Annotated in this window: 18 protein-coding genes; 10 read left to right on the forward strand and 8 right to left on the reverse strand. The window is 70.2% G+C overall.

Annotated elements, in window-relative coordinates:
* The first annotated feature begins 5 nt into the window (after positions 1-5).
* The 3 genes from ACKTSN_RS23105 to ACKTSN_RS23115 all read left to right on the forward strand — a co-directional run bounded on the left by ACKTSN_RS23105 (position 6) and on the right by ACKTSN_RS23115 (position 3,592).
* Positions 6-1,832 (forward strand): acyl-CoA dehydrogenase, encoded by a 1,827-nt coding sequence (locus tag ACKTSN_RS23105; protein ID WP_409470861.1) that lies wholly within the window; start codon positions 6-8, stop codon positions 1,830-1,832.
* A 78-nt stretch (positions 1,833-1,910) separates the two neighbouring features.
* On the forward strand, positions 1,911-3,233 hold the full coding sequence (locus ACKTSN_RS23110; RefSeq protein WP_409470862.1) for a M18 family aminopeptidase: 1,323 nt from the start codon (positions 1,911-1,913) through the stop codon (positions 3,231-3,233).
* A 110-nt stretch (positions 3,234-3,343) separates the two neighbouring features.
* On the forward strand, positions 3,344-3,592 hold the full coding sequence (locus ACKTSN_RS23115; protein ID WP_409470863.1) for a DUF6458 family protein: 249 nt from the start codon (positions 3,344-3,346) through the stop codon (positions 3,590-3,592).
* A gap of 12 nt (positions 3,593-3,604) precedes the next feature.
* Here the strand turns inward: ACKTSN_RS23115 and ACKTSN_RS23120 are convergent, their stop codons facing one another.
* Complete coding sequence (locus tag ACKTSN_RS23120; RefSeq protein ID WP_409470864.1) at positions 3,605-5,434, reverse strand: NHL domain-containing thioredoxin family protein; 1,830 nt, start codon at positions 5,432-5,434, stop codon at positions 3,605-3,607.
* Positions 5,435-5,463: 29 nt separating this feature from the next.
* Positions 5,464-5,850, reverse strand: a complete 387-nt coding sequence (locus ACKTSN_RS23125) for a cupin domain-containing protein (RefSeq protein ID WP_385511616.1) — start codon at positions 5,848-5,850, stop codon at positions 5,464-5,466.
* Positions 5,851-5,902: 52 nt separating this feature from the next.
* On the opposite strand from ACKTSN_RS23125, the gene ACKTSN_RS23130 reads away from it, so the two are divergent.
* Together ACKTSN_RS23130 and ACKTSN_RS23135 are read left to right on the forward strand one after the other, a co-directional pair.
* On the forward strand, positions 5,903-6,907 hold the full coding sequence (locus tag ACKTSN_RS23130; protein WP_409470865.1) for a GlxA family transcriptional regulator: 1,005 nt from the start codon (positions 5,903-5,905) through the stop codon (positions 6,905-6,907).
* Positions 6,904-7,401 (forward strand): LURP-one-related/scramblase family protein, encoded by a 498-nt coding sequence (locus ACKTSN_RS23135; protein ID WP_409470866.1) that lies wholly within the window; start codon positions 6,904-6,906, stop codon positions 7,399-7,401. Before ACKTSN_RS23130 ends, ACKTSN_RS23135 begins: the two co-directional genes overlap by 4 nt.
* Here the strand turns inward: ACKTSN_RS23135 and ACKTSN_RS23140 are convergent.
* A complete protein-coding gene (locus tag ACKTSN_RS23140) occupies positions 7,398-8,225 on the reverse strand; it encodes a carbon-nitrogen family hydrolase (protein WP_409470867.1) in 828 nt (275 codons plus the stop codon). The genes ACKTSN_RS23135 and ACKTSN_RS23140 overlap by 4 nt on opposite strands.
* A gap of 182 nt (positions 8,226-8,407) precedes the next feature.
* Here ACKTSN_RS23140 and ACKTSN_RS23145 point away from each other — a divergent pair, with 182 nt between their 5' ends.
* Positions 8,408-9,232 (forward strand): maleylpyruvate isomerase family mycothiol-dependent enzyme, encoded by an 825-nt coding sequence (locus ACKTSN_RS23145; RefSeq protein WP_409470868.1) that lies wholly within the window; start codon positions 8,408-8,410, stop codon positions 9,230-9,232.
* Positions 9,233-9,310: 78 nt separating this feature from the next.
* Complete coding sequence (locus ACKTSN_RS23150; protein WP_409470869.1) at positions 9,311-10,111, forward strand: SAM-dependent methyltransferase; 801 nt, start codon at positions 9,311-9,313, stop codon at positions 10,109-10,111.
* A 4-nt stretch (positions 10,112-10,115) separates the two neighbouring features.
* Here the strand turns inward: ACKTSN_RS23150 and ACKTSN_RS23155 are convergent, their stop codons facing one another.
* Together ACKTSN_RS23155 and ACKTSN_RS23160 are read right to left on the reverse strand one after the other, a co-directional pair.
* Positions 10,116-11,411 carry an MFS transporter gene (locus ACKTSN_RS23155; RefSeq protein WP_409470870.1) on the reverse strand — a complete coding sequence of 432 codons (1,296 nt, stop codon included), beginning with the start codon at positions 11,409-11,411 and terminating at the stop codon, positions 10,116-10,118.
* Positions 11,408-12,058, reverse strand: a complete 651-nt coding sequence (locus tag ACKTSN_RS23160) for a GntR family transcriptional regulator (protein ID WP_409470871.1) — start codon at positions 12,056-12,058, stop codon at positions 11,408-11,410. Before ACKTSN_RS23160 ends, ACKTSN_RS23155 begins: the two co-directional genes overlap by 4 nt.
* A gap of 194 nt (positions 12,059-12,252) precedes the next feature.
* On the opposite strand from ACKTSN_RS23160, the gene ACKTSN_RS23165 reads away from it, so the two are divergent.
* Entirely contained in the window at positions 12,253-13,158 is a 906-nt protein-coding gene (locus tag ACKTSN_RS23165) for a D-alanyl-D-alanine carboxypeptidase family protein (RefSeq protein WP_409470872.1), read from the forward strand.
* 165 nt (positions 13,159-13,323) lie between these two features.
* The gene (locus ACKTSN_RS23170; protein ID WP_409470873.1) at positions 13,324-14,301 is read left to right on the forward strand and encodes a D-alanyl-D-alanine carboxypeptidase family protein; all 978 of its coding nucleotides are present in this window, start codon (positions 13,324-13,326) and stop codon (positions 14,299-14,301) included.
* Positions 14,302-14,458: 157 nt separating this feature from the next.
* Here ACKTSN_RS23170 and ACKTSN_RS23175 read toward each other — a convergent pair whose 3' ends face one another.
* Genes ACKTSN_RS23175 through pdhA form a run of 3 tightly spaced genes read right to left on the reverse strand, consistent with a single transcriptional unit; the run spans position 14,459 to position 18,157 of the window.
* Positions 14,459-15,874: a dihydrolipoamide acetyltransferase family protein gene (locus ACKTSN_RS23175; RefSeq protein ID WP_409470874.1), complete on the reverse strand. Its 1,416-nt coding sequence runs from the start codon at positions 15,872-15,874 to the stop codon at positions 14,459-14,461.
* 10 nt (positions 15,875-15,884) lie between these two features.
* A complete protein-coding gene (locus ACKTSN_RS23180; RefSeq protein ID WP_409470875.1) occupies positions 15,885-16,865 on the reverse strand; it encodes an alpha-ketoacid dehydrogenase subunit beta in 981 nt (326 codons plus the stop codon).
* A gap of 2 nt (positions 16,866-16,867) precedes the next feature.
* Positions 16,868-18,157 carry a pyruvate dehydrogenase (acetyl-transferring) E1 component subunit alpha gene (gene pdhA / locus ACKTSN_RS23185; RefSeq protein ID WP_409470876.1) on the reverse strand — a complete coding sequence of 430 codons (1,290 nt, stop codon included), beginning with the start codon at positions 18,155-18,157 and terminating at the stop codon, positions 16,868-16,870.
* A 474-nt stretch (positions 18,158-18,631) separates the two neighbouring features.
* Between pdhA and ACKTSN_RS23190 the strand changes: the two genes are divergently transcribed.
* The gene (locus ACKTSN_RS23190; RefSeq protein ID WP_409470877.1) at positions 18,632-19,675 is read left to right on the forward strand and encodes a phosphotransferase; all 1,044 of its coding nucleotides are present in this window, start codon (positions 18,632-18,634) and stop codon (positions 19,673-19,675) included.
* The last annotated feature ends 24 nt before the right edge of the window (positions 19,676-19,699 follow it).

The following is a 19,699-nucleotide window of genomic DNA, read 5'->3' on the forward strand; positions in this document are numbered from 1 at the left end:
TCGCCATGGGGCACTACAAGTCGAATCTCCGCGACATCGAGTTCAACCTCTTCGAAGTACTCGGGCGCGACAAGCTGTACGGCACGGGCCCGTTCGAGGAGATGGACGTCGACACCGCCAAGAGCATCCTCGACGAGCTCACCCGGCTCGCGGAGAACGAGCTGGCCGAGTCCTTCGCGGACGCCGACCGCAACCCGCCGGTCTTCGACCCGGAGACCAACACCGCTCCGGTCCCGGAGACGTTCAAGAAGAGCTACCAGGCCTTCATGGACTCCGAGTACTGGCGCCTCGGCCTGCCCGAGGCCATCGGTGGTACGACGGCTCCCCCGTCGCTGATCTGGTCGTACGCGGAGCTGATCCTGGGCGCCAACCCGGCCGTGTGGATGTACTCCTCGGGCCCGGCATTCGCCGGGATCCTCTTCGACGAGGGCAACGAGGTCCAGAAGCAGATCGCGCAGATCGCCGTCGAGAAGCAGTGGGGCTCGACGATGGTCCTCACCGAGCCCGACGCGGGTTCCGACGTGGGCGCCGGGCGCACCAAGGCGGTCCAGCAGGAGGACGGCTCCTGGCACATCGAGGGCGTGAAGCGCTTCATCACGTCCGGTGAGCACGACATGTCGGAGAACATCCTCCACTACGTGCTCGCGCGGCCGGAAGGTGCCGGTCCGGGCACCAAGGGCCTGTCCCTCTTCCTCGTCCCGAAGTACCTCTTCGACTTCGAGACCGGCGAGCTGGGCGAGCGCAACGGCGTCTACGCCACCAACGTCGAGCACAAGATGGGCCTGAAGGCCTCCAACACCTGCGAGATGACGTTCGGCGACCAGCACCCCGCCAAGGGCTGGCTGATCGGCGACAAGCACGACGGCATCCGCCAGATGTTCCGCATCATCGAGTTCGCCCGCATGATGGTCGGCACGAAGGCGATCTCCACGCTCTCGACGGGCTACCTCAACGCCCTCGAGTACGCCAAGGAGCGCGTCCAGGGCCCCGACCTGGCGAACTTCATGGACAAGACCGCGCCCAAGGTCACCATCACGCACCACCCCGACGTGCGCCGCTCGCTGATGACGCAGAAGGCGTACGCCGAGGGCATGCGCGCCCTCGTCCTCTACACGGCCTCCGTCCAGGACGCGATCGCGGTCAAGGAGGCGGCGGGCGAGGACGCGTCGACGGAGCACGCGCTCAACGACCTCCTCCTGCCGATCGTCAAGGGCTACGGCTCCGAGAAGGGCTACGAGCAGCTCGCCCAGTCGCTGCAGACCTTCGGCGGCTCCGGCTTCCTGCAGGAGTACCCGATCGAGCAGTACATCCGCGACTCCAAGATCGACACCCTGTACGAGGGCACCACGGCGATCCAGGGCCAGGACTTCTTCTTCCGGAAGATCGTCCGCAACCAGGGCGCCGCGCTGAACTCCCTCGCCGAGGACATCAAGAAGTTCCTCGCCCTCGGTACCGGCGGCGAGGAGCTGGCAGGCGCCCGCGAGCAGCTGGCCAAGGCGGCCGTCGAGCTGGAGGCGATCGTCGGTCTGATGCTGACCGACCTCGCCGCCACCGAGCAGGACGTCAAGAACATCTACAAGGTGGGCCTGAACACCACCCGCCTGCTGATGGCCTCCGGCGACGTGATCGTCGGCTACCTGCTGCTGAAGGGCGCCGCGATCGCCGCCGAGAAGCTGCCGAACGCCTCCGCCAAGGACAAGGCGTTCTACACCGGCAAGATCGCGGCGGCGAAGTTCTTCGCGGCCACCGTGCTGCCCGGCGTGACGCTGGCCCGCAAGCTGTCGGAGAACGTCGGCCTGGACCTGATGGAGCTGGACGAGGCCGCGTTCTAGTCCCCGTCCACACCTTCCTCACGAGGGCCCGCTCCCCTTTGCCGGGAGGGGGCCCTCGTACGTCGTTAAGGTGAATCCATGAGCGAACCTTTCCGCTTCGATCGCGGTCACACCGACGACCTCATGTCCTTCCTGGCGGCGAGCCCCTCGCCGTACCACGCCGTGGCGAACGCCGCCGAGCGCCTGGAGAAGGCCGGCTTCCGGCAGGTCGCGGAGACGGACGCCTGGGACGCGGTGACATCAGCGGCTTCCGCCGCGGGGAGCGGCGGCAGGTTCGTGCTGCGCGGTGGCGCGATCGTGGCGTGGTACGTCCCCGAGGGCGCGGCCCCGCACACGCCGTTCCGCATCGTCGGCGCGCACACCGACTCGCCCAACCTGCGGGTCAAGCCGCTGCCCGACACAGGGGCGCACGGCTGGCGGCAGGTGGCGGTCGAGATCTACGGCGGCCCGCTCCTGAACTCCTGGCTGGACCGCGACCTGGGCCTGGCCGGCCGCCTCACCCTGCGCGACGGCACGACCCGCCTGGTGAACATCGACCGCCCGCTCCTGCGCGTCCCCCAGCTCGCGATCCACCTGGACCGCTCGGTGTCGTCGGAGGGCCTCAAGCTCGACAAGCAGCGCCACCTCCAGCCGATCTGGGGCCTCGGCAACGACGTCCGCGACGGCGACCTCATCGCCTTCCTGGAGTCCGAGTCCGGGATCCCGGCGGGCGAGGTCACCGGCTGGGACCTGATGGTGCACTCCGTGGAGCCGCCGGCGTACCTGGGCCGGGACAAGGAGCTGGTGGCGGGCCCGCGCATGGACAACCTGCTGTCGGTGCACGCGGGCGTCGCGGCACTGACCGCGGTGGCCACGGGCGGTGGGGGGCTGCCGTACATCCCGGTCCTGGCGGCCTTCGACCACGAGGAGAACGGCTCCCAGTCGGACACCGGCGCGGACGGGCCGCTGCTCGGCGGCGTGCTGGAGCGTTCGGTGTTCGCGCGAGGAGGGTCGTACGAGGACCGGGCGAGGGCGTTTGCGGGAACGGTCTGCCTGTCCTCCGACACGGGCCACGCGGTCCACCCCAACTACGCGGAGCGCCACGACCCGACGCACCACCCGCGCGTCAACGGCGGGCCGATCCTGAAGGTCAACGTCAACAACCGCTACGCGACCGACGGTTCGGGCCGCGCGGTCTGGGCGGCGGTCTGTGAGAAGGCGAACGTCCCGTTCCAGTCCTTCGTCTCCAACAACTCCATGCCCTGCGGCACGACGATCGGCCCGATCACGGCGGCGCGGCATGGCATCAGGACGGTGGACATCGGGGTGGCGATCCTGTCGATGCACAGCGCGCGGGAGTTGTGCGGGGTGGAGGATCCCTATCTGCTGGCGAACTCGTTGGTGGCGTTCTTGGAGGGGTGAGGCCGCAGCAGCCGGATCCCCAGGTCACATTCCCCACCCGCATGTCCGGTGGAGCCTCGGGTACCCGCCCCCGACCGGAACGACTGGACCGGACAGGGAGGCGACAACTCATGGGCCTCGGCGGGTGCATCATCCTCATCGCCGTGGGAGCCATCCTCACGTTCGCTACCGACTGGGACATGGAGGGGGTCAACCTCGACCTGGTCGGCGTGATCCTGATGATCGTGGGCCTGATCGGCGTGACGACCTTCAGCAGCATCGCCCGGCGCAGGCGAGTGGTGATGCCACCCGCGACACCGGTCGTGGAGGAGCGGCACCACCATCGGCGGGACGGGTACAGCGACGGGTACGGCGTGTGAGCGCCCGCAGGGTCAGGCGTCCAAGCCGGCCAGGACCAGCGGCAGGCGGTCCGTTCCCGTCTCGGTGAGACGGACCGGGACGCCCCAGTCCTGCTGGTGGACGTGGCAGGCGGGGTACTCGTTGGAAGGGTCGTCGTCGCAGGACGCCGCCATCGCGGAGACGTGCAGGACGCCCTCCGGGACCGCGGGGTTGAGCTCCAGGGCGCGGGAGAGATCGGTTCCCGCACCCTCACCGTCCACCAGCAGTTCGGGAGGTGTGGACGAGACCAGCAGGCGGGTCGAGGGGCCGTACCGGGTGTCGAGCTTCTGGCCCGCCGGGGCCTGGAAGATCACGTCCAGCCTCAGACGCCCGGGGGCGACATCGGTGGCCGCGCGCTGGGTGCGGTGCACGACCGCCTCGACGCGGACCGCCTCCTCCGGGAGGCGCAGCCGGGTCAGGCGGTGACGGGCCGACTCGACGACCACGATGTCGTCGCCGACCAGTACCGCGTCGCTCGGCTCGCGCAGATCCGTGGCCGGCGTCGTCACTTCGCCGGTGGCGGGGTCGTAGCGGCGCAGGGCGTGGTTGTAGGTGTCGCTGACGGCGACCGATCCGTCGGGGAGCGCGGTCACGCCCAACGGGTGCTGGAACAGGGCCTGTTCGGCGGCGCCGTCGCGGTGACCGAAGTCGAACAGGCCGGTGCCGACGGCGGTGTGGACGGTGCCGTCGGGGTCGACCCAGCGCAGCGCCGACGTCTCGGAGTCGGCGAGCCACAGCCGGTCGGGCGTGGCCGCGAGGCCGGACGGCTGCGCGAACCAGGCCTCCGCGCCGGGGCCGTCCACGAGACCCTCGTTGGTGGTGCCGGCGGCGACGGAGACGCTGCCGGCGGCGGGGTCGTACGTCCACAGCTGGTGGACGCCGGCCATGGCGATCCAGACCCTGCCCTGCCACCAGGCGACGTCCCAGGGAGAGGAGAGGTTCACCTCGCGGCCGGGGCCGGACGTGGCGTCGCCCTGCATCCACTGCCTGCCGGTGCCCGCGAGGGTCGTGACCTCACCGGATGTGAGGTCCAGCCGCCGGAGGGCGTGGTTCACGGTGTCGGCGACAACGACCGAGCCGTCGTCGAGGAGGGCGAGACCCTGCGGCTCGTTGAAGGTGGCCGTGTCCGCCGTGCCGTCGGAGAGGCCGCGGACACCGGACCCGATGCGCCGTACAACGGACTCACCATCGGCCTCCAGCTCCACGAGCTGATGCCGTGTCGTGTCGCTGACCAGGAAGTTCCCGCTCGGCAGCAGCAGCGCCTTCCCCGGGAACCGCAACACCGCCGGCTCCGGCTCCGGCGCCACGTACGGCCCGTCCCCGCGCCGCAGCGTGCCCTTCGCGGCATGCTCCGCCTCCAGCTCGGTCACCAGCTGCTCGATGGCGTGCACATGCCCCTCACCGGCGTGCTGCGCAACGACATACCCCTCGGGGTCGATCACCACGAGCGTCGGCCAGGCCCGCACCGCGTACTGCTTCCAGGTCGCGAGCTCGGGGTCGTCGAGCACGGGATGCTCGACGCCGTACCGCTCGACGGCGTCGATCACCGCCTGATGCTCCGCCTCATGCACGAACTTCGGCGAGTGCACCCCGATGACGACCACCGTGTCCCGGTGCTTGTCCTCCAGCTCCCGCAGCTCGTCCAGGACGTGCAGGCAGTTCACACAGCAGAACGTCCAGAAATCGAGGAGGACGATACGTCCGCGCAGGTCGGCGAGGCCGTACTGCTTCCCGCCCGTGTTCAGCCAGCCACCCTTGCCGATCAGCTCGGGGGCACGGACACGGGCACGGCGGCGAGTCGGGCCCGGGGAGGAATCGGTCATGGATCAAGAGTGCCACCCGCCACTGACAATCACCCCAGCGCGTGCCCCGTCGTCGCATCCACGTGGTCGGGGACGGCGTCGTGGTGGTCGCCGACGGTGAGGGTGCCGGTGGGTTCGAAGAGGAGGATCGCGGTCGGGACGGGGGCGTACGGCTTGTGTTCCGTGCCGCGCGGAACGGTGAACACCGAGCCCTTGGGGAGGACGACCGTGCGCTCGCCGGCCGCCTCGCGCAGGGCGATGTGCAGTTCACCGTCGAGGACGAGGAAGAACTCGTCGGTGTGGTCGTGCACGTGCCAGACGTGCTCCCCCTCGACCTTCGCGACACGGACGTCGTAGTCGTTGACGGCGGTGACGATGCGGGGGCTCCACTGGTCGGTGAAGGATGCGAGGGCCTTGCCCAGGGCGATGGGTTCCATGAGGCCATCGTCGGCCGTAGTGGCGCACCTGGACGAGTGCTAGGAATCGCATATGGCGCAAGGATCCTCTCAGCCAACCCGTCCGCACCGCGTCGCGGTCATCGTCGACGACGGCACCAACCCGTTCGAGGTGGGCGTCGCGACCGAGCTGTTCGGTCTGCCCAGGCCGGAGCTCGGTCTGCCGGGTCCGCTGTACGAGGTGACCCTGTGCACGCCCACGCCCGGGATCCGTATGAATCACGGCTTCTTCACGCTGACCGGGGTGCCCGGCCTGGCGGCCGTGGACGAGGCCGACACCCTCGTCGTTCCAGGTCGGCCCGACAACGTCGTACCTCGCGGCGCCGCCGTCCTCGACGCCATCAGGCGGGCCCACGCGCGCGGGGCACGTGTCGTGAGTTTCTGCACGGGCACTTTCGCGCTCGCCGAGGCCGGGCTGCTCGACGGGCGCCGGGCCACCACCCACTGGCGCTGGGCGGACTCCTTCCGGGAGCTGCACCCGAAGGTGGTCCTGGAGCCCGACGTGCTCTTCGTCGACGAGGGCGACATCCTCACCGCCGCCGGCAGCGCGGCCGCGCTCGACCTCGGGCTGTACATCTGGCGCCGGGACCATGGCGCCGAGATCGCGAATGCGGTGTCCCGGCGCCTGGTGTTCGCCGCGCACCGGGACGGCGGTCAGCGGCAGTTCGTGGAGCGGCCGGTTCCGCAGGTGCGGGACGAGTCCCTGGGGCCACTGCTGGCATGGGCGCAGGAACGGCTCGGCGAGCCGCTCACGGTCGCGGACCTGGCGGCGTGGGCGGCGGTGTCCCCGGCCACGCTGCACCGGCGGTTCCGCGCCCAGCTCGGCACGACGCCGCTGGCATGGCTGACCGGGGAGCGGGTGGCGCTGGCGTGCCGGCTGATCGAGCGCGGGGAGGAACGGCTGGAGGTGGTGGCCGCGCGGAGCGGGCTGGGGACGGCGGCCAACCTGCGGGAGCGGCTGCGCCGGGAGACCGGGCTCAGCCCGTCGGCCTACCAGCGGCGTTTCGGGCCGGCCGGCGGGGAACCGGTCATGTCATGAGATTCCTCGTACGCGACCGGCTCCTCTCCTTCGGTGACGACTACTGGATCGAGGACGACCACGGCAACAAGGTGTTCCTCGTCGACGGCAAGGCGATCCGGCTGCGGGACACCTTCGAGCTGAAGGACACCCAGGGACGGGTACTGATCGACATCCGTCAGAAGATGTTCGCCCTGCGGGACACGATGCTCATCGAACGGGACGGCGAGCCGCTCGCGCGGATCAGGCGGAAACGGCTGTCGCTACTGCGCAACCACTATCGGGTGACCTTGGTGGACGGCACGGTGCTCGACGTCAGCGGCAAGATCGCCGACCGCGAGTTCGCCGTCGAGTACGACGGTGAGCTGCTCGCCGTCATCTCCCGGCGGTGGCTGCACGTCCGGGACACGTACGGCGTGGAAGTCGTCCGGGACGACGCGGATCCGGCGTTGCTGATCGCGGTGACGGTGTGCGTGATCCACCTGGCGGAGAAGGAACGCGAGGAGGACGACTAACGGCGGTGGAGCGGCGTCGCGAGACCGAGCACGCGGTCCTTCAGGGCCGGGAACTGCTCCCGGGTCTGAGCCACCTTGCCGTCGTCGAGCTCCACATGGAGGACCTCCTCGCCGCGGCCGGCCTCCGCCAGGACCGTTCCCCACGGATCGACCACGATCGAGTGACCGGCCTGCGGCACTCCCGCATGCGTCCCGGCCGTTCCACACGCGAGGACGAACGCCTGGTTCTCCACCGCCCGCGCCTGAGCCAGCAGCGTCCAGTGGGAGCGCCTGCGCTCCGGCCAGCCCGCCGGGATCACAAAGGTCTCGGCACCGGCGTCGACGAGCCCACGGAAGAGTTCGGGAAAACGGAGGTCGTAGCAGGTCGCCAGACCGAGCGTCGTCACACCCGGCATGCGGACCGTCACCAGCTCGTCGCCCGCCCCCATCAGCACGGCCTCGCCCTTGTCGAAGCCGAAGCGGTGGATCTTGCGGTAGGCGGCGACCAGATCACCGGAAGGAGAGAAGACGAGCGACGTGTTGTACAGCGGCCCCTCGCCCGCGGCCGGGACGCCGTCGGATTCGCCCCGCTCCGGAATCGAGCCCGCATGCAGCCACACGCCCGCGTCGCTCGCGGCCTTCGCCATGGCCTCGTGCGTCGGCCCCTCGAGCGGCTCGGCCTCCCGGGCGAACTCCTGGTAGGCGAACGCCCCGGTGGTCCACAGCTCGGGCAGCACGACGAGATCGGCACCGGCCTGTTCCCGAACGAGCGAGGCGACCCGGCGCCGGCGCGAATCGACCGATTCGCCCTCGTCTACGGCGATCTGGAGCAGAGAGGCGCGCACACTACCACCGTCCTGGCATTCGAGCCGTCCACACGGGCCTACGATCGTCACACGAAAGCACTGCCGGGGTGCCTCACAGCAGCGTAACTTAGCGTCTCAAGACGCCCGCCGACCGCAGCCACCGCCCACTGGCAATGCCGCCACAACCTGCCCGTGTCCCGACCGCCGAGGGGTCCCGTTCCGTGAGTCTGCATCCCACCCTCCAGCCCTACGCCGACGCCTGGACCCACTCCATCGAAGCGATATCCGAGCTGGTGCAGCCGCTTGTGGAGGCCGACTGGAACCGGCGGACCCCCTGCCCGGCCTGGTCCGTGCGTGACGTCGTCTCGCATGTCATCGGCCTCGACTGCGAGATGCTCGGCGACCCGCGCCCCATCCACACGCTGCCGCGCGACCTGTTCCACGTCACGAGCGACCACCAGCGCTACATGGAGATGCAGGTCGACGTCCGCCGGCACCACACGGCGCCCGAGATGACCTCCGAGCTGGAGTACACGATCATTCGCCGCAACCGGCAGCTGCGCAACGAGTCGCGCGACCCCGGTACGAAGGTGCGCGGGCCGCTGGGCACCGAGCTCACCCTCGAGGAGGCCATGCGGGGCCACGCGTTCGACGTGTGGGTGCACGAGCAGGACCTGCGCGTCGCCGTCGGCCGGCCCGGCAACCTCGACTCCCCCGGCGCGCAGGTCACCCGTGACGTCCTGCTGGCCGCCCTCCCGGGCATCGTCGCGAACAAGGCCGGGGCTCCCCGCAGTTCGGCGATCGTCTTCGACGTTCACGGCCCCGTCGAGTTCCTGCGCACGATCCGCGTCGACATCCAGGGCCGCGGCACCCTGGAGACGGCTCCCGCACTCGGCCCCGCCGCCACCCTCACCCTCGACTGGGAGACGTACGTCCGCCTGGCCTGCGGCCGGGTGACGCCGGAGGCGGTCGCGGACCGGGTGAAGACGGAGGGCGACCCGGACCTGACGGCGGCGATCCTGCGGAACTTCACGGTGACGCCGTAGGGCGCCCGGCTCCCCGTTATTGCGGAGGCCCGGGTTATTCGGTGTCGGGCGGCGGCCCTGGAAAGTAGCGTGCCCGCCATGACTGACGCCCAGACCGCCGCCGATACGAGCCTTCCGGAGCTTGACGGCCCGCCCAGCCTCACCCGGCTGACCTTCCACGGCCCGCTCTCCGAGGCGCGGGCGGACAAGCTGGTCGAGCGGCTCGCCGGGACCGCGCCCACGACCGTGCTCGACCTCGGCTGCGGCTGGGGCGAGCTGATGCTGCGCGTGCTGGCCGCCGCGCCAGGGGCGACCGGGGTCGGCGTCGATGTCCGTGCCCGGGATCTGGAGCGGGGGCGCCGCCTCGCCGTGGCCCGCGGGCTCGCGCGGCGGGTCGAGTTTGTCGAGGAGTCCGCGGTGGGAACCCCGCGCGGCCCCGCCGACCTGGTCCTCTGTGTCGGCGCGAGTCATGCCCTCAGCGCGGCCGAGCCGCCGGCCCACCTCCCCGAGGCCCTGCGCGCACTGCGCGGCCTGGTCTCCGACCGCGGCCGGGTGCTGCTCGGCGAGGGCTTCTGGCAGCGCACCCCGACCCCCGCCGAACTGTCCGGCATGTGGCCGGGCGCCTCCACCACCCATCACCACGATCTCGCGACCCTCGTCGACCTCGCGATCGAGGCCGGGTTCCGGCCGGAGTGGATCGAGACGGCGAGCATGGACGAGTGGGAGGAGTTCGAGTCGGCCTATCAGGCGGACGTGGAGGTGTGGCTCGCCGAGCACCCCGACCATCCGCTGGCCGCCGAGACCCGCGAACGCGTCGACCGGCACCGGGCGCGCTGGCTGACGTACCGCGGCATCCTCGGCCTCGTCTACCTCACCCTCGTACCGGTCGTCACCCGCTGACCGCTCACGCCGGCACGTGCACTGTCTCCACCCGGCTCGCCACCAGCCGTTCCCGCTCCCGGCGGGCCGCTCGCCCGCGCAGGCGCAGGATCTGGGTGACGCCCAACGCCTGGAGCACGAACACGGACGAGAAGGCGACCGTGTAGTCGTCGTCCGTGGCGTCGAGCAGCGCGCCGATCGCGAACAGCGTGGTCATCGAGGCCACGAAACCACCCATGTTGGTGATCCCGGACGCCGTCCCCTGACGCTCCGGCGGATTCGCCGGCCGTGCGAAGTCGAACCCGATCATCGAGGCCGGCCCACACGCCCCGAGCACCGTGCACAGCACGATCAGCAGCCACATCGGCGCATGCTCGGCGGGATACACGAGCGTTGCCGCCCACAGCAGCGAGGTCGCCCCGATGGTGCCCAGCGCTAGCGGTAGCCGCGCCCCGTGGTGCCGGGCGATGATCTGGCCGTACACCAGCCCGAACCCCATGTTCGACAGCACGACCAGGGTCAGCAGCTCTCCGGCCGCGGCCCGGGACAGCCCCTGCGCCTCGACCAGGAACGGCAGCCCCCACAGCAGCAGGAACACCATCGCCGGGAACTGGGTCGTGAAGTGCACCCACAGACCGAGCCGCGTCCCCGGCTCGCGCCAGGACGCGGCGATCTGCCGCCGTACGTACGCCACCCCCTGATGCGGTACCGGCTCCGGCTCGTGCCCTTCGGGGTGGTCCTTCAGGAACAGCAGCAGCAGGACGAAGACCACGACCCCCGCGAGCGCGCTGCCCGCGAACGCGGCCGTCCAGCCGATGCCGTGCAGCAGCCGGGCGAGGACGAGCGTCGAGACGAGGTTGCCTGCCATGCCGACCAGCCCGGCGAGCTGCGCGATCAGCGGCCCGCGCCGGGCCGGGAACCACCGGCTGCCCAGCCGCAGCACGCTGATGAACGTCATCGCGTCGCCGCAGCCCAGCAGCGCCCGCGACGCGAGGGCCATCCCGTACGTGGGGGAGAACGCGAAGCCCAGCTGGCCCGCCGTGAACAGCACGACGCCCATCCCCAGCACCTTCTTGGTGCCGAGCCGGTCGACCAGCAGGCCGACGGGTATCTGCATGCCGGCGTAGACGAGGAGCTGGAGGATCGAGAACGTGGACAGCGCGGAGGCGCCCACGTCGAAGCGGTCGGCGGCATCGAGGCCGGCGACTCCCAGGGACGTACGGAAGATGACGGCGACGAAGTAGACGGCGACGCCTATGCCCCAGACGGCGACGGCACGCCGGCCGCCGGGCGGATCGCCCGGGAGGGTGGCCCCGCTCATCGGACCTCACCGCGGGCGAGGTGCGAGAACCATCCGATGTGCCGGTGGACGACCCCGACGGCCGCGTCGGCGTCCCCGGAGCGCAGTGCCTGCAGGATCTCCTCGTGTTCGGTGAGGGTCTTCGCGATCCGGTCGGGGTGGGAGTGCATGACGGCGACACCCATCCGCAGCTGCCGGTCGCGGAGTTGGTCGTAGAGCCGGGAGAGGATCTCGTTGCCGCCGCTGCGGACGATCTCGGCGTGGAAGCAGCGGTCGGTGACCGCGGCCGCGGCCAAGTCCCCGGCGGCGGCCTGCTCCTTCTGCCGTGCGAGCAGTTCCTCGAGTCGCTCGATGAGGCCGGGCGGTGCGGGTACGGCCTTGCGGGCCGCGTGCTCCTCCACCAGCAGCCGGGTCTCGACGACGTCCGCGATCTCCTGCGCGGAGACGGGCAGGACGAGGGCGCCCTTCTTCGGGTACAGCTTGATCAGGCCCTCGACCTCCAGCCGGAGCAGCGCCTCGCGTACCGGGGTGCGGGAGACCCCGACGGCATCGGCGAGCTCGCCCTCGGTGAGCAGGGTTCCGCCCTCGTAACGGCGGTCCAGTACCCCTTGCTTGACGTGGTGGTAGACGCGGTCGGCGGCGGGCGGTTGCTTCACGACCAGGGACATGCCCACAGGATAGATACATCACGTACGCATACGGAGTCCCGTCCAGCATGCGGACGTGAGCGGACCCGCCTCATCCGCCGCACAACCTTCTGTGCTACTTACTCGTCACACACGTGCGGCCTCTTTCGCCTTCGGACCACTGACCACAACTCGGCCGCACACCAGGGGCATTCAACGCAATCGGGGTACTTCAGTTGACAACCGGCATTCAGGGCATCCGTATCCGCAGAGCCACTGCCGTCGCCGTGACCACCGGCGCCATGCTCGCGGCCGGTGCCTTCTCCGCTGCGCCCGCGCAGGCCGCCGCCGCGCCCTCGATCGTGGCCAAGGGCGGCTACGTCATGAACAACGCGAACGGCAAGACGCTGTACACAAAGGCAGCGGACACCAGGCGTTCCACCGGCTCCACCACCAAGATCATGACCGCGAAGGTCGTGCTCTCGCAGCCGAACCTCAACCTCGACGCCAAGGTCACGATCCAGAAGGCCTACAGCGACTACATCGTCGACAACAACTGGGCCTCCAACGCCAAGCTGATCGTCGGCGACAAGGTGACTGTGCGCCAGCTGCTGTACGGCCTGATGCTGCCGTCGGGCTGCGACGCCGCGTACGCGCTCGCCGACAAGTTCGGCACGGGCTCGACGCGGGCCGCGCGCGTGAAGTCGTTCATCGGCAAGATGAACACCACCGCGAGGAACCTCGGCCTGACGAACACGCACTTCGACTCCTTCGACGGCATCGGCAACGGGGCGAACTACTCGACGCCGCGCGACCTGACGAAACTCGCCAGCAGCGCGATGAAGAACTCCACGTTCCGCACGATCGTCAAGACGAAGCAGTACACGGCGAAGACGATCACCAAGACCGGCAGCGTCCGCACCATGGCGCCGTGGAAGAACACCAACGGGCTGCTCGGCACCTACAGCGGCGCGATCGGCGTGAAGACCGGTTCCGGCCCGGAGGCCAAGTACTGCCTCGTCTTCGCCGCCACCCGCAACGGCAAGACGGTCATCGGCACGGTGCTCGCCTCCTCCTCGATCGCCCAGCGCGAGACGGACGCGAAGAAGCTCATGAACTACGGCTTCACCAGCCTGGGCTGACGCCGAGGCCCACCGGCTCACCGGCTCACCGGCAAGGGGGCGGACGCTCGACGGCGGCCGCCCCCTTGGAAGTTCCGCGCCACCGTCGCGATTTCGTTATGCCGGTCCGTACATCCCTGAACGCTTCTCGCGAGTCTCCTCATAGCCTCCCCCCTCACATCGCAGATGCCTCACCAGGCATTTCGCCCACTCGGAGCGTTCATAGTGATAACCGGCATCAAGGGCGTACGTTTCCGCAGAGCCGCAGCCGTCGTCGCCACCACCGGCGCGCTGGTCGCGGGCGGCGCCCTGACCGCACCCGCCCAGGCGGCGACCGCCCCGACGGTCAGCGCCAAGGGCGCGTTCATGCTCAACAGTGCGACAGGCTCCACGCTCTACAGCAAGTACGCCGACACCAAGCGGCCAATGGCGAGCACCACCAAGATCATGACGGCCCGCGTCGTGCTGGCCATCCCGGACGTGAACTTGGACACCAAGGTCACCATCAAGCAGGCCTACCGGGACTACGTCGCCGCCAAGGGCGCGAGCACCGCGGACCTGAAGACGGGCGACAAGGTCAGCGTGCGCCAGCTGCTGCACGCGATGATGCTGCCGTCCGGCTGCGACGCCGCGATGGCCCTCGCGGACAAGTTCGGCACCGGCACGACGGTCGCGGCTCGCACCAAGAACTTCATCGCCAAGATGAACAAGAAGGCCGAGGCCCTCGGCCTGACCAACACGCACTTCGACTCGTTCGACGGCAACTCGACACAGAACACGAACTACACGACTCCGCGCGACCTCGCCAAGCTCACGCGCAGCGCGATGACGTTCTCGACGTTCGCGGGCATCGTGAAGAAGACGAAGACCGTGCAGTACGCGACGTCAAGCACCGGCGCCACCCGCACGTACACCTGGTACAACACCAACCAGCTGCTGGGCTCCTACAGCGGCGCGATCGGCGTGAAGACGGGCACCAACACCCCGGCCGGCCCCTGCCTCGTCTTCGCCGGAACCCGCGACGGCAAGACGGTCGTCGGCGTACTCCTCAACGACCAGTACCGCTTCACGGACGCCGCGAAGCTGATGGACTACGCCTTCGGCAGCAGCACGGCGAGCACGATGCAACTGCGCACGCTGCCGTCGGGCGCCCAGCGGGACTGACCCGACGGGACACCGGTACCGCAGTAGGGGCCCACTGCTGGCGAGCAGTGGGCCCCCTTGAGGGCAGGTAGAGACCTGAATCTCACAAATGAAGGGGCGGCCGCAATCCGAACTTGCGGCCGCCCCTGAACGGTTCGACGTATCCGAACCCGACGCGTCACGCCCAGGTGATCAGCCGCTTCGGCTGCTCCAGGATCGCCGCCACGTCGGCAAGGACCTTCGACCCCAACTCCCCGTCCACCAGCCGGTGGTCGAAGCTGAGCGCCAGTGTCGTGACCTGACGTGGCTTCACCTTGCCCTTGTGGACCCACGGCTGGAGCTTGATCGCGCCGACCGCGAGGATCGCGGACTCGCCGGGGTTGAGGATCGGCGTGCCGGTGTCGACGCCGAAGACTCCGACGTTGGTGATGGTGATCGTGCCGCCCTGCATGGCCGACGGGGACGTCTTGCCCTCGCGGGCCGTCGAGACCAGCTCGCCCAGCGCCTCGGCGAGTTGCGGCAGGGTCTTGTCCTGCGCGTCCTTGATGTTGGGGACGATCAGGCCGCGCGGCGTGGCCGCGGCGATGCCCAGGTTGACGTAGCGCTTGACCACGATCTCCTGGTTGGCCTCGTCCCAGGACGCGTTGATGTCCGGGTTGCGCTTGATCGCGACCAGGAGGGCCTTGGAGATGAGCAGCAGGGGGTTCACGCGCAGGCCCGTGAACTCCTTGTCCGCCTTCAGCTCCTCGACCAGCTTCATCGTGCGCGTCACGTCGACCGTCACGAACTCCGTGACGTGCGGCGCGGTGAAGGCCGAGCCGACCATGGCGGCGGCCGTGGCCTTGCGGACGCCCTTGACCGGGATCCGGGTCTCGCGGGTCGAGTCGTACGTGGCCACCGGCGCCGGGACCGCAACCGGGGCCGTCGTCACCGGCTCGGGCGCCTTCGGCGGGGACGCCGCCGCGTGGACGTCCTCGCGGGTGATGATGCCGTCCGGGCCGGTCGGGGTGACCGTCGCGAGGTCGACGCCGAGGTCCTTGGCCAGCTTGCGCACCGGCGGCTTGGCGAGGGGGCGCTGCTGCGGAGGCGTGGTGGGAGCCGTGGGCGGCGTCGCCGGGGTGGCCGTCGCTGGCGTCCCGTGGCCGTTCAGCTCAGACTGGATCGCGGCCGAGGCCTGCTGGGCCGGGGCCTCGGGGCCCTTGCGGGGGCGGCGCTTGGTGGAGGACGTGGCCACGCCGTACCCCACGAGGACCGGCTGGCGGCCCTCCGGCTTCGGCTCCTCCTGCGCCGGCGCCTGCTGCGGTTCGGCGGGCGCCGGCGGTGCCGGTGCGCCGCCGCTCACGTCCACCGCGATGATCGACGTGCCGACGTCCACCGTCGTGCCCTCGGGGAAGTGCAGCTCGCGGACGACTCCGTCATAGGGGATGGGGAGTTCGACGGCCGCCTTCGCGGTCTCGACCTCGCACACCACCTGGCCGTCGGTGACCTTGTCGCCGGGCTGGACGTACCACTTGAGGATCTCGGCCTCGGTCAGGCCCTCGCCCACATCGGGCATCTTGAACTCGCGTACGGAAGCTTCCGTCATCGTCGTCACGACCCTCTCCTCAGTACGCCAGCGAGCGGTCGACGGCGTCCAGCACCCGATCCAGGCCGGGCAGGTACTCCTCCTCCAGGCGGGCCGGCGGATACGGGGCGTGGTAGCCGCCGACCCTGAGCACCGGGGCCTCCAGGTGGTAGAAGCAGCGCTCCGTGATCCGGGCGGCGATCTCCGCGCCCGAACCGAAGAACACCGGCGCCTCGTGGACCACCACCAGGCGGCGGGTCTTCTCCACCGAGGCCTGGATCGAGTCGAAGTCGAGCGGGGAGACCGAGCGCAGGTCCAGCACCTCCAGGGAGCGGCCCTCCCCGGCGGCCGCGTCCGCGACCTCCTGGCAGAGCTTCACCATCGGGCCGTACGCGACGAGAGTGAGGTCGGTGCCCTCGCGGACGACCCGTGCCTTGTGCAGCGGGCCGGGGATCGCCTCCGTGCTGACCTCGGCCTTGTCCCAGTAGCGCCGCTTGGGCTCGAAGAAGATCACCGGGTCGTCGCTCTGGATGGCCTGCTGCATCATCCAGTAGGCGTCCGAGGCGTTGGACGGCGACACGATCTTCAGGCCCGCCACATGCGCGAACAGCGCCTCCGGGGACTCGGAGTGGTGTTCGACCGCGCCGATGCCGCCGCCGTAGGGGATGCGGACGACGACCGGGAGCTTGACCTTGCCCAGCGAGCGCGCGTGCATCTTCGCGAGCTGGGTGACGATCTGGTCGTACGCCGGGAAGACGAAACCGTCGAACTGGATCTCCACGACCGGGCGGTAGCCGCGCAGGGCCAGGCCGATCGCCGTACCGACGATGCCCGACTCGGCGAGGGGGGTGTCGATGACGCGGCTCTCGCCGAAGTCCTTCTGCAGTCCGTCGGTCACGCGGAACACACCGCCGAGCTTGCCGACGTCCTCGCCCATGATGACGACCTTGGGGTCGGTCTCCAGGGCGCGGCGCAGCGACTCGTTGATCGCCTTGGCCAGGGCCATCTTCTCCACGGCCATGTTCAGACCCCCTCTACGTCCGCGAACGACGCCTGGTAGGCGGCGAACTGGGCTCGCTCCTCGTCGACGAGCGCATGCCCGTCCGCGTACACGTTCTCGAAGATGGCGAAGTGGTCCGGGTCCGGCATGGCACGGACCGCTTCGCGCACTCGCCTGCCCAACGCCTCGCTCTCCGCCTCGAGTTCCGCGAAGAATCCCTCGTCCGCGTGGTTTGAGGACTCCAGGTGGCGGCGAAGGCGCAGGATCGGGTCCTTCGCCTCCCAGGCCAGCCGCTCCTCGTCACCCCGGTACCGGGTGGGATCGTCGGAGGTGGTGTGCGCCCCCATGCGGTACGTGTACGCCTCGACCAGCGTCGGGCCCTCGCCGCTGCGGGCCCGCTCCAGCGCCCACTTGGTGACGGCGAGGCAGGCCAGCACGTCGTTGCCGTCGACGCGGACGCCAGGGAAGCCGTAACCCTGCGCGCGCTGGTAGAGCGGGACGCGGCTCTGCTTCTCGGTCGGCTCGGAGATCGCCCACTGGTTGTTCTGGCAGAAGAACACCACGGGGGCGTTGTAGACCGCGGAGAACGTGAACGACTCCGCGACGTCGCCCTGGCTGGAGGCTCCGTCGCCGAAGTAGGCGATGACCGCGGAGTCGGCGCCGTCCTTGGCGATGCCCATGGCGTAGCCCGTGGCGTGCAGCGTCTGGGAGCCGATGACGATCGTGTAGAGGTGGAAGTTGTTGCCGTTCGGGTCCCAGCCGCCGTTGTTGACGCCGCGGAACATGCCGAGCAGGTTGGTCGGGTTGACACCGCGGCACCAGGCGACGCCGTGCTCGCGGTAGGTCGGGAAGACGTAGTCGTCGTCGCGCAGGGCCCGGCCGGAGCCGATCTGGGCGGCCTCCTGGCCGAGCAGTGAGGCCCACAGGCCCAGCTCGCCCTGGCGCTGCAGGGAGGTTGCCTCGGCGTCGAAGCGGCGGGTGAGCACCATGTCGCGGTACAGGCCGCGCAGCTCTTCGGGGGTGATGTCGGCGACGTGCTCGTCGTACGCGGCGGTGTCGGCGTTCCGGACGCGCTCGCCCTCGGGCGTCAGCAGCTGCACCAACTGGGGGCCGGCGGTCTGCGCGGCGCCCGTGGCCTTCTTGGCGCCGACGGCCCGCTTGGCGGGCGTGGCCTTCTTGGCAGTGGTCTTCTTGGCGGTCGTGCGGGTGGTGCGCTGGGTGCCGGTGGCGTCGGCTGCGTCGGCGCCGGTGGACCCGGCGTTGCTTCCGGCGCTGCGTCGCGGCTTGCGCGGGGCAGTGCTCTCCACGGTCACGTGTGCTCCTCCGTCGGTCCGGCCCCCGGGGTTGCCGGTAGGCCAGTGCGGCTCACCTGATCCGACCCTCGGGCACGGGGTGGGTGCCACTCGGCCGGGAACAGGCGTGACAGGTGCCCCGGCGAGCGCCCTGCAACTAGCACGTTACCCAGTGCTCCACATTTCTGTGTAACCCCTCCTGACCTGCGTTTTTGCTTGGAAATCCAAGTAAATCGCAAAGTCGGGAAGGGGCCCAGGTCACAGCCTTGCAGGGGGCCGGAACACCGGCACGTTATCCCGCGCACCCGGCTCACGGGAAGAGTTCGTGTCCGACACCGACTTCATGCCCGAAAAAGGGTAAATCAGGTTATTTATCCTCGACGATCACGAGAGTGCGCGAGCGGGATCACCCACTTGTGACCGAAAGCGACCATCGACGACTTCCTGTGACAACGCCCAGCTCACAGGCTCGCCAGGTGCCCTAGCATCTGGCGCGTGCCGCGCCCATGTGTACCACCCCCTGCGCTCCACGCGCCCCCGCTGAGCGCCCTCCTGCGCCAGTACTCCGCCGGGTCCGCCCTCACCTGCGACCCCGTCGACCAGGGGCTGCTCAACCGCGGCTACCGGCTGTGCACGACCCGCGGCCGCTACTTCCTCAAGCACCACTTCGACCCCGACACCGCCGACCCCGCCGCGATCGAACGCCGGCACCGGGCGACCCAGCGCCTGGCCGACCTCGGCGTCCCGGTGGCCCCGCCGCTGGCAGGCCGGGACGGGCGCACGGTCGCGGTCGTCAGCGGCCACGCGTACGCCCTGCACCCGTGGATCGACGGCCGGCACCGGCACGGCGGCCAGCTCAGCACCGGCCAGTGCGCACGGCTCGGCGCGCTGCTGGGGGCGGTCCACGCGAGCCTGGAGCGCGTAATGCCACCCAAGGGGCGCACGCCCCCGGCCACGAGCCCCCACCCTGTGGAGAGCGCCGACCCCGCCGACACGTTCGACCTCATCGACGACCTCCTCGCGCGCGTACGCCGGCACCGCCCCGCCGACTCCTTCGACGAACTCGCCCGGCACCGGCTCCTGGAACGGCGCACGCTGCTGGAGCGGCACGCGGACCGGCGTCCCCCGCGCGGTGGCTCGGTGGGCTGGGTGCACGGCGACTTCCACCCGTTCAACCTGCTCTATCAGGGGGACGCCCCGGCCGCGATCGTCGATTGGGACCGGCTCGGCGTCCAGCCCCGCGCGGAAGAGGCCGTACGAGCCGCCGCGATCTTCTTCGTACGCCCGGCGGGCACCCTCGACCTGCCCAAGGTGCGGGCGTACGCGCGCGCATACCGGCGTGCCGCCGGGGCGACGCCCTCGGAGCTCGCGGCGGCCGTGCACCGCGTGTGGTGGGAGCGCCTGAACGACTTCTGGATGCTGCGCTGGCACTACGAGCGCGGCGACACCCGCGCCGACTCCCAGTTCCCGGCCGCTTCGGCGCTCGCGGTGTGGTGGACGCGGGCGTACGACGCGGTGTGCGGGGCGTTCGTGCAGTGACGTACGCCCCGCATCACCGGCTGC

Origin of the sequence: Streptomyces flavusporus, assembly GCF_046267975.1 — a bacterium.
In the GTDB taxonomy this organism is placed as follows: Bacteria; Actinomycetota; Actinomycetes; order Streptomycetales; family Streptomycetaceae; genus Streptomyces; species Streptomyces flavusporus.

Coding starts and splice junctions, on each gene's coding strand:
- ACKTSN_RS23160 (WP_409470871.1), bottom strand. CDS start 12,058: ATGTCCCTGGTCGTGAAGCAACCGCCCGCCGCCGACCGCGTCTACCAC.
- ACKTSN_RS23125 (WP_385511616.1), bottom strand. CDS start 5,850: ATGGAACCCATCGCCCTGGGCAAGGCCCTCGCATCCTTCACCGACCAG.
- ACKTSN_RS23130 (WP_409470865.1), top strand. CDS start 5,903: ATGGCGCAAGGATCCTCTCAGCCAACCCGTCCGCACCGCGTCGCGGTC.
- ACKTSN_RS23115 (WP_409470863.1), top strand. CDS start 3,344: ATGGGCCTCGGCGGGTGCATCATCCTCATCGCCGTGGGAGCCATCCTC.
- ACKTSN_RS23155 (WP_409470870.1), bottom strand. CDS start 11,411: ATGAGCGGGGCCACCCTCCCGGGCGATCCGCCCGGCGGCCGGCGTGCC.
- ACKTSN_RS23180 (WP_409470875.1), bottom strand. CDS start 16,865: ATGGCCGTGGAGAAGATGGCCCTGGCCAAGGCGATCAACGAGTCGCTG.
- ACKTSN_RS23105 (WP_409470861.1), top strand. CDS start 6: ATGGGGCACTACAAGTCGAATCTCCGCGACATCGAGTTCAACCTCTTC.
- ACKTSN_RS23110 (WP_409470862.1), top strand. CDS start 1,911: ATGAGCGAACCTTTCCGCTTCGATCGCGGTCACACCGACGACCTCATG.
- ACKTSN_RS23170 (WP_409470873.1), top strand. CDS start 13,324: ATGCCTCACCAGGCATTTCGCCCACTCGGAGCGTTCATAGTGATAACC.
- ACKTSN_RS23135 (WP_409470866.1), top strand. CDS start 6,904: ATGAGATTCCTCGTACGCGACCGGCTCCTCTCCTTCGGTGACGACTAC.
- ACKTSN_RS23120 (WP_409470864.1), bottom strand. CDS start 5,434: ATGACCGATTCCTCCCCGGGCCCGACTCGCCGCCGTGCCCGTGTCCGT.
- ACKTSN_RS23150 (WP_409470869.1), top strand. CDS start 9,311: ATGACTGACGCCCAGACCGCCGCCGATACGAGCCTTCCGGAGCTTGAC.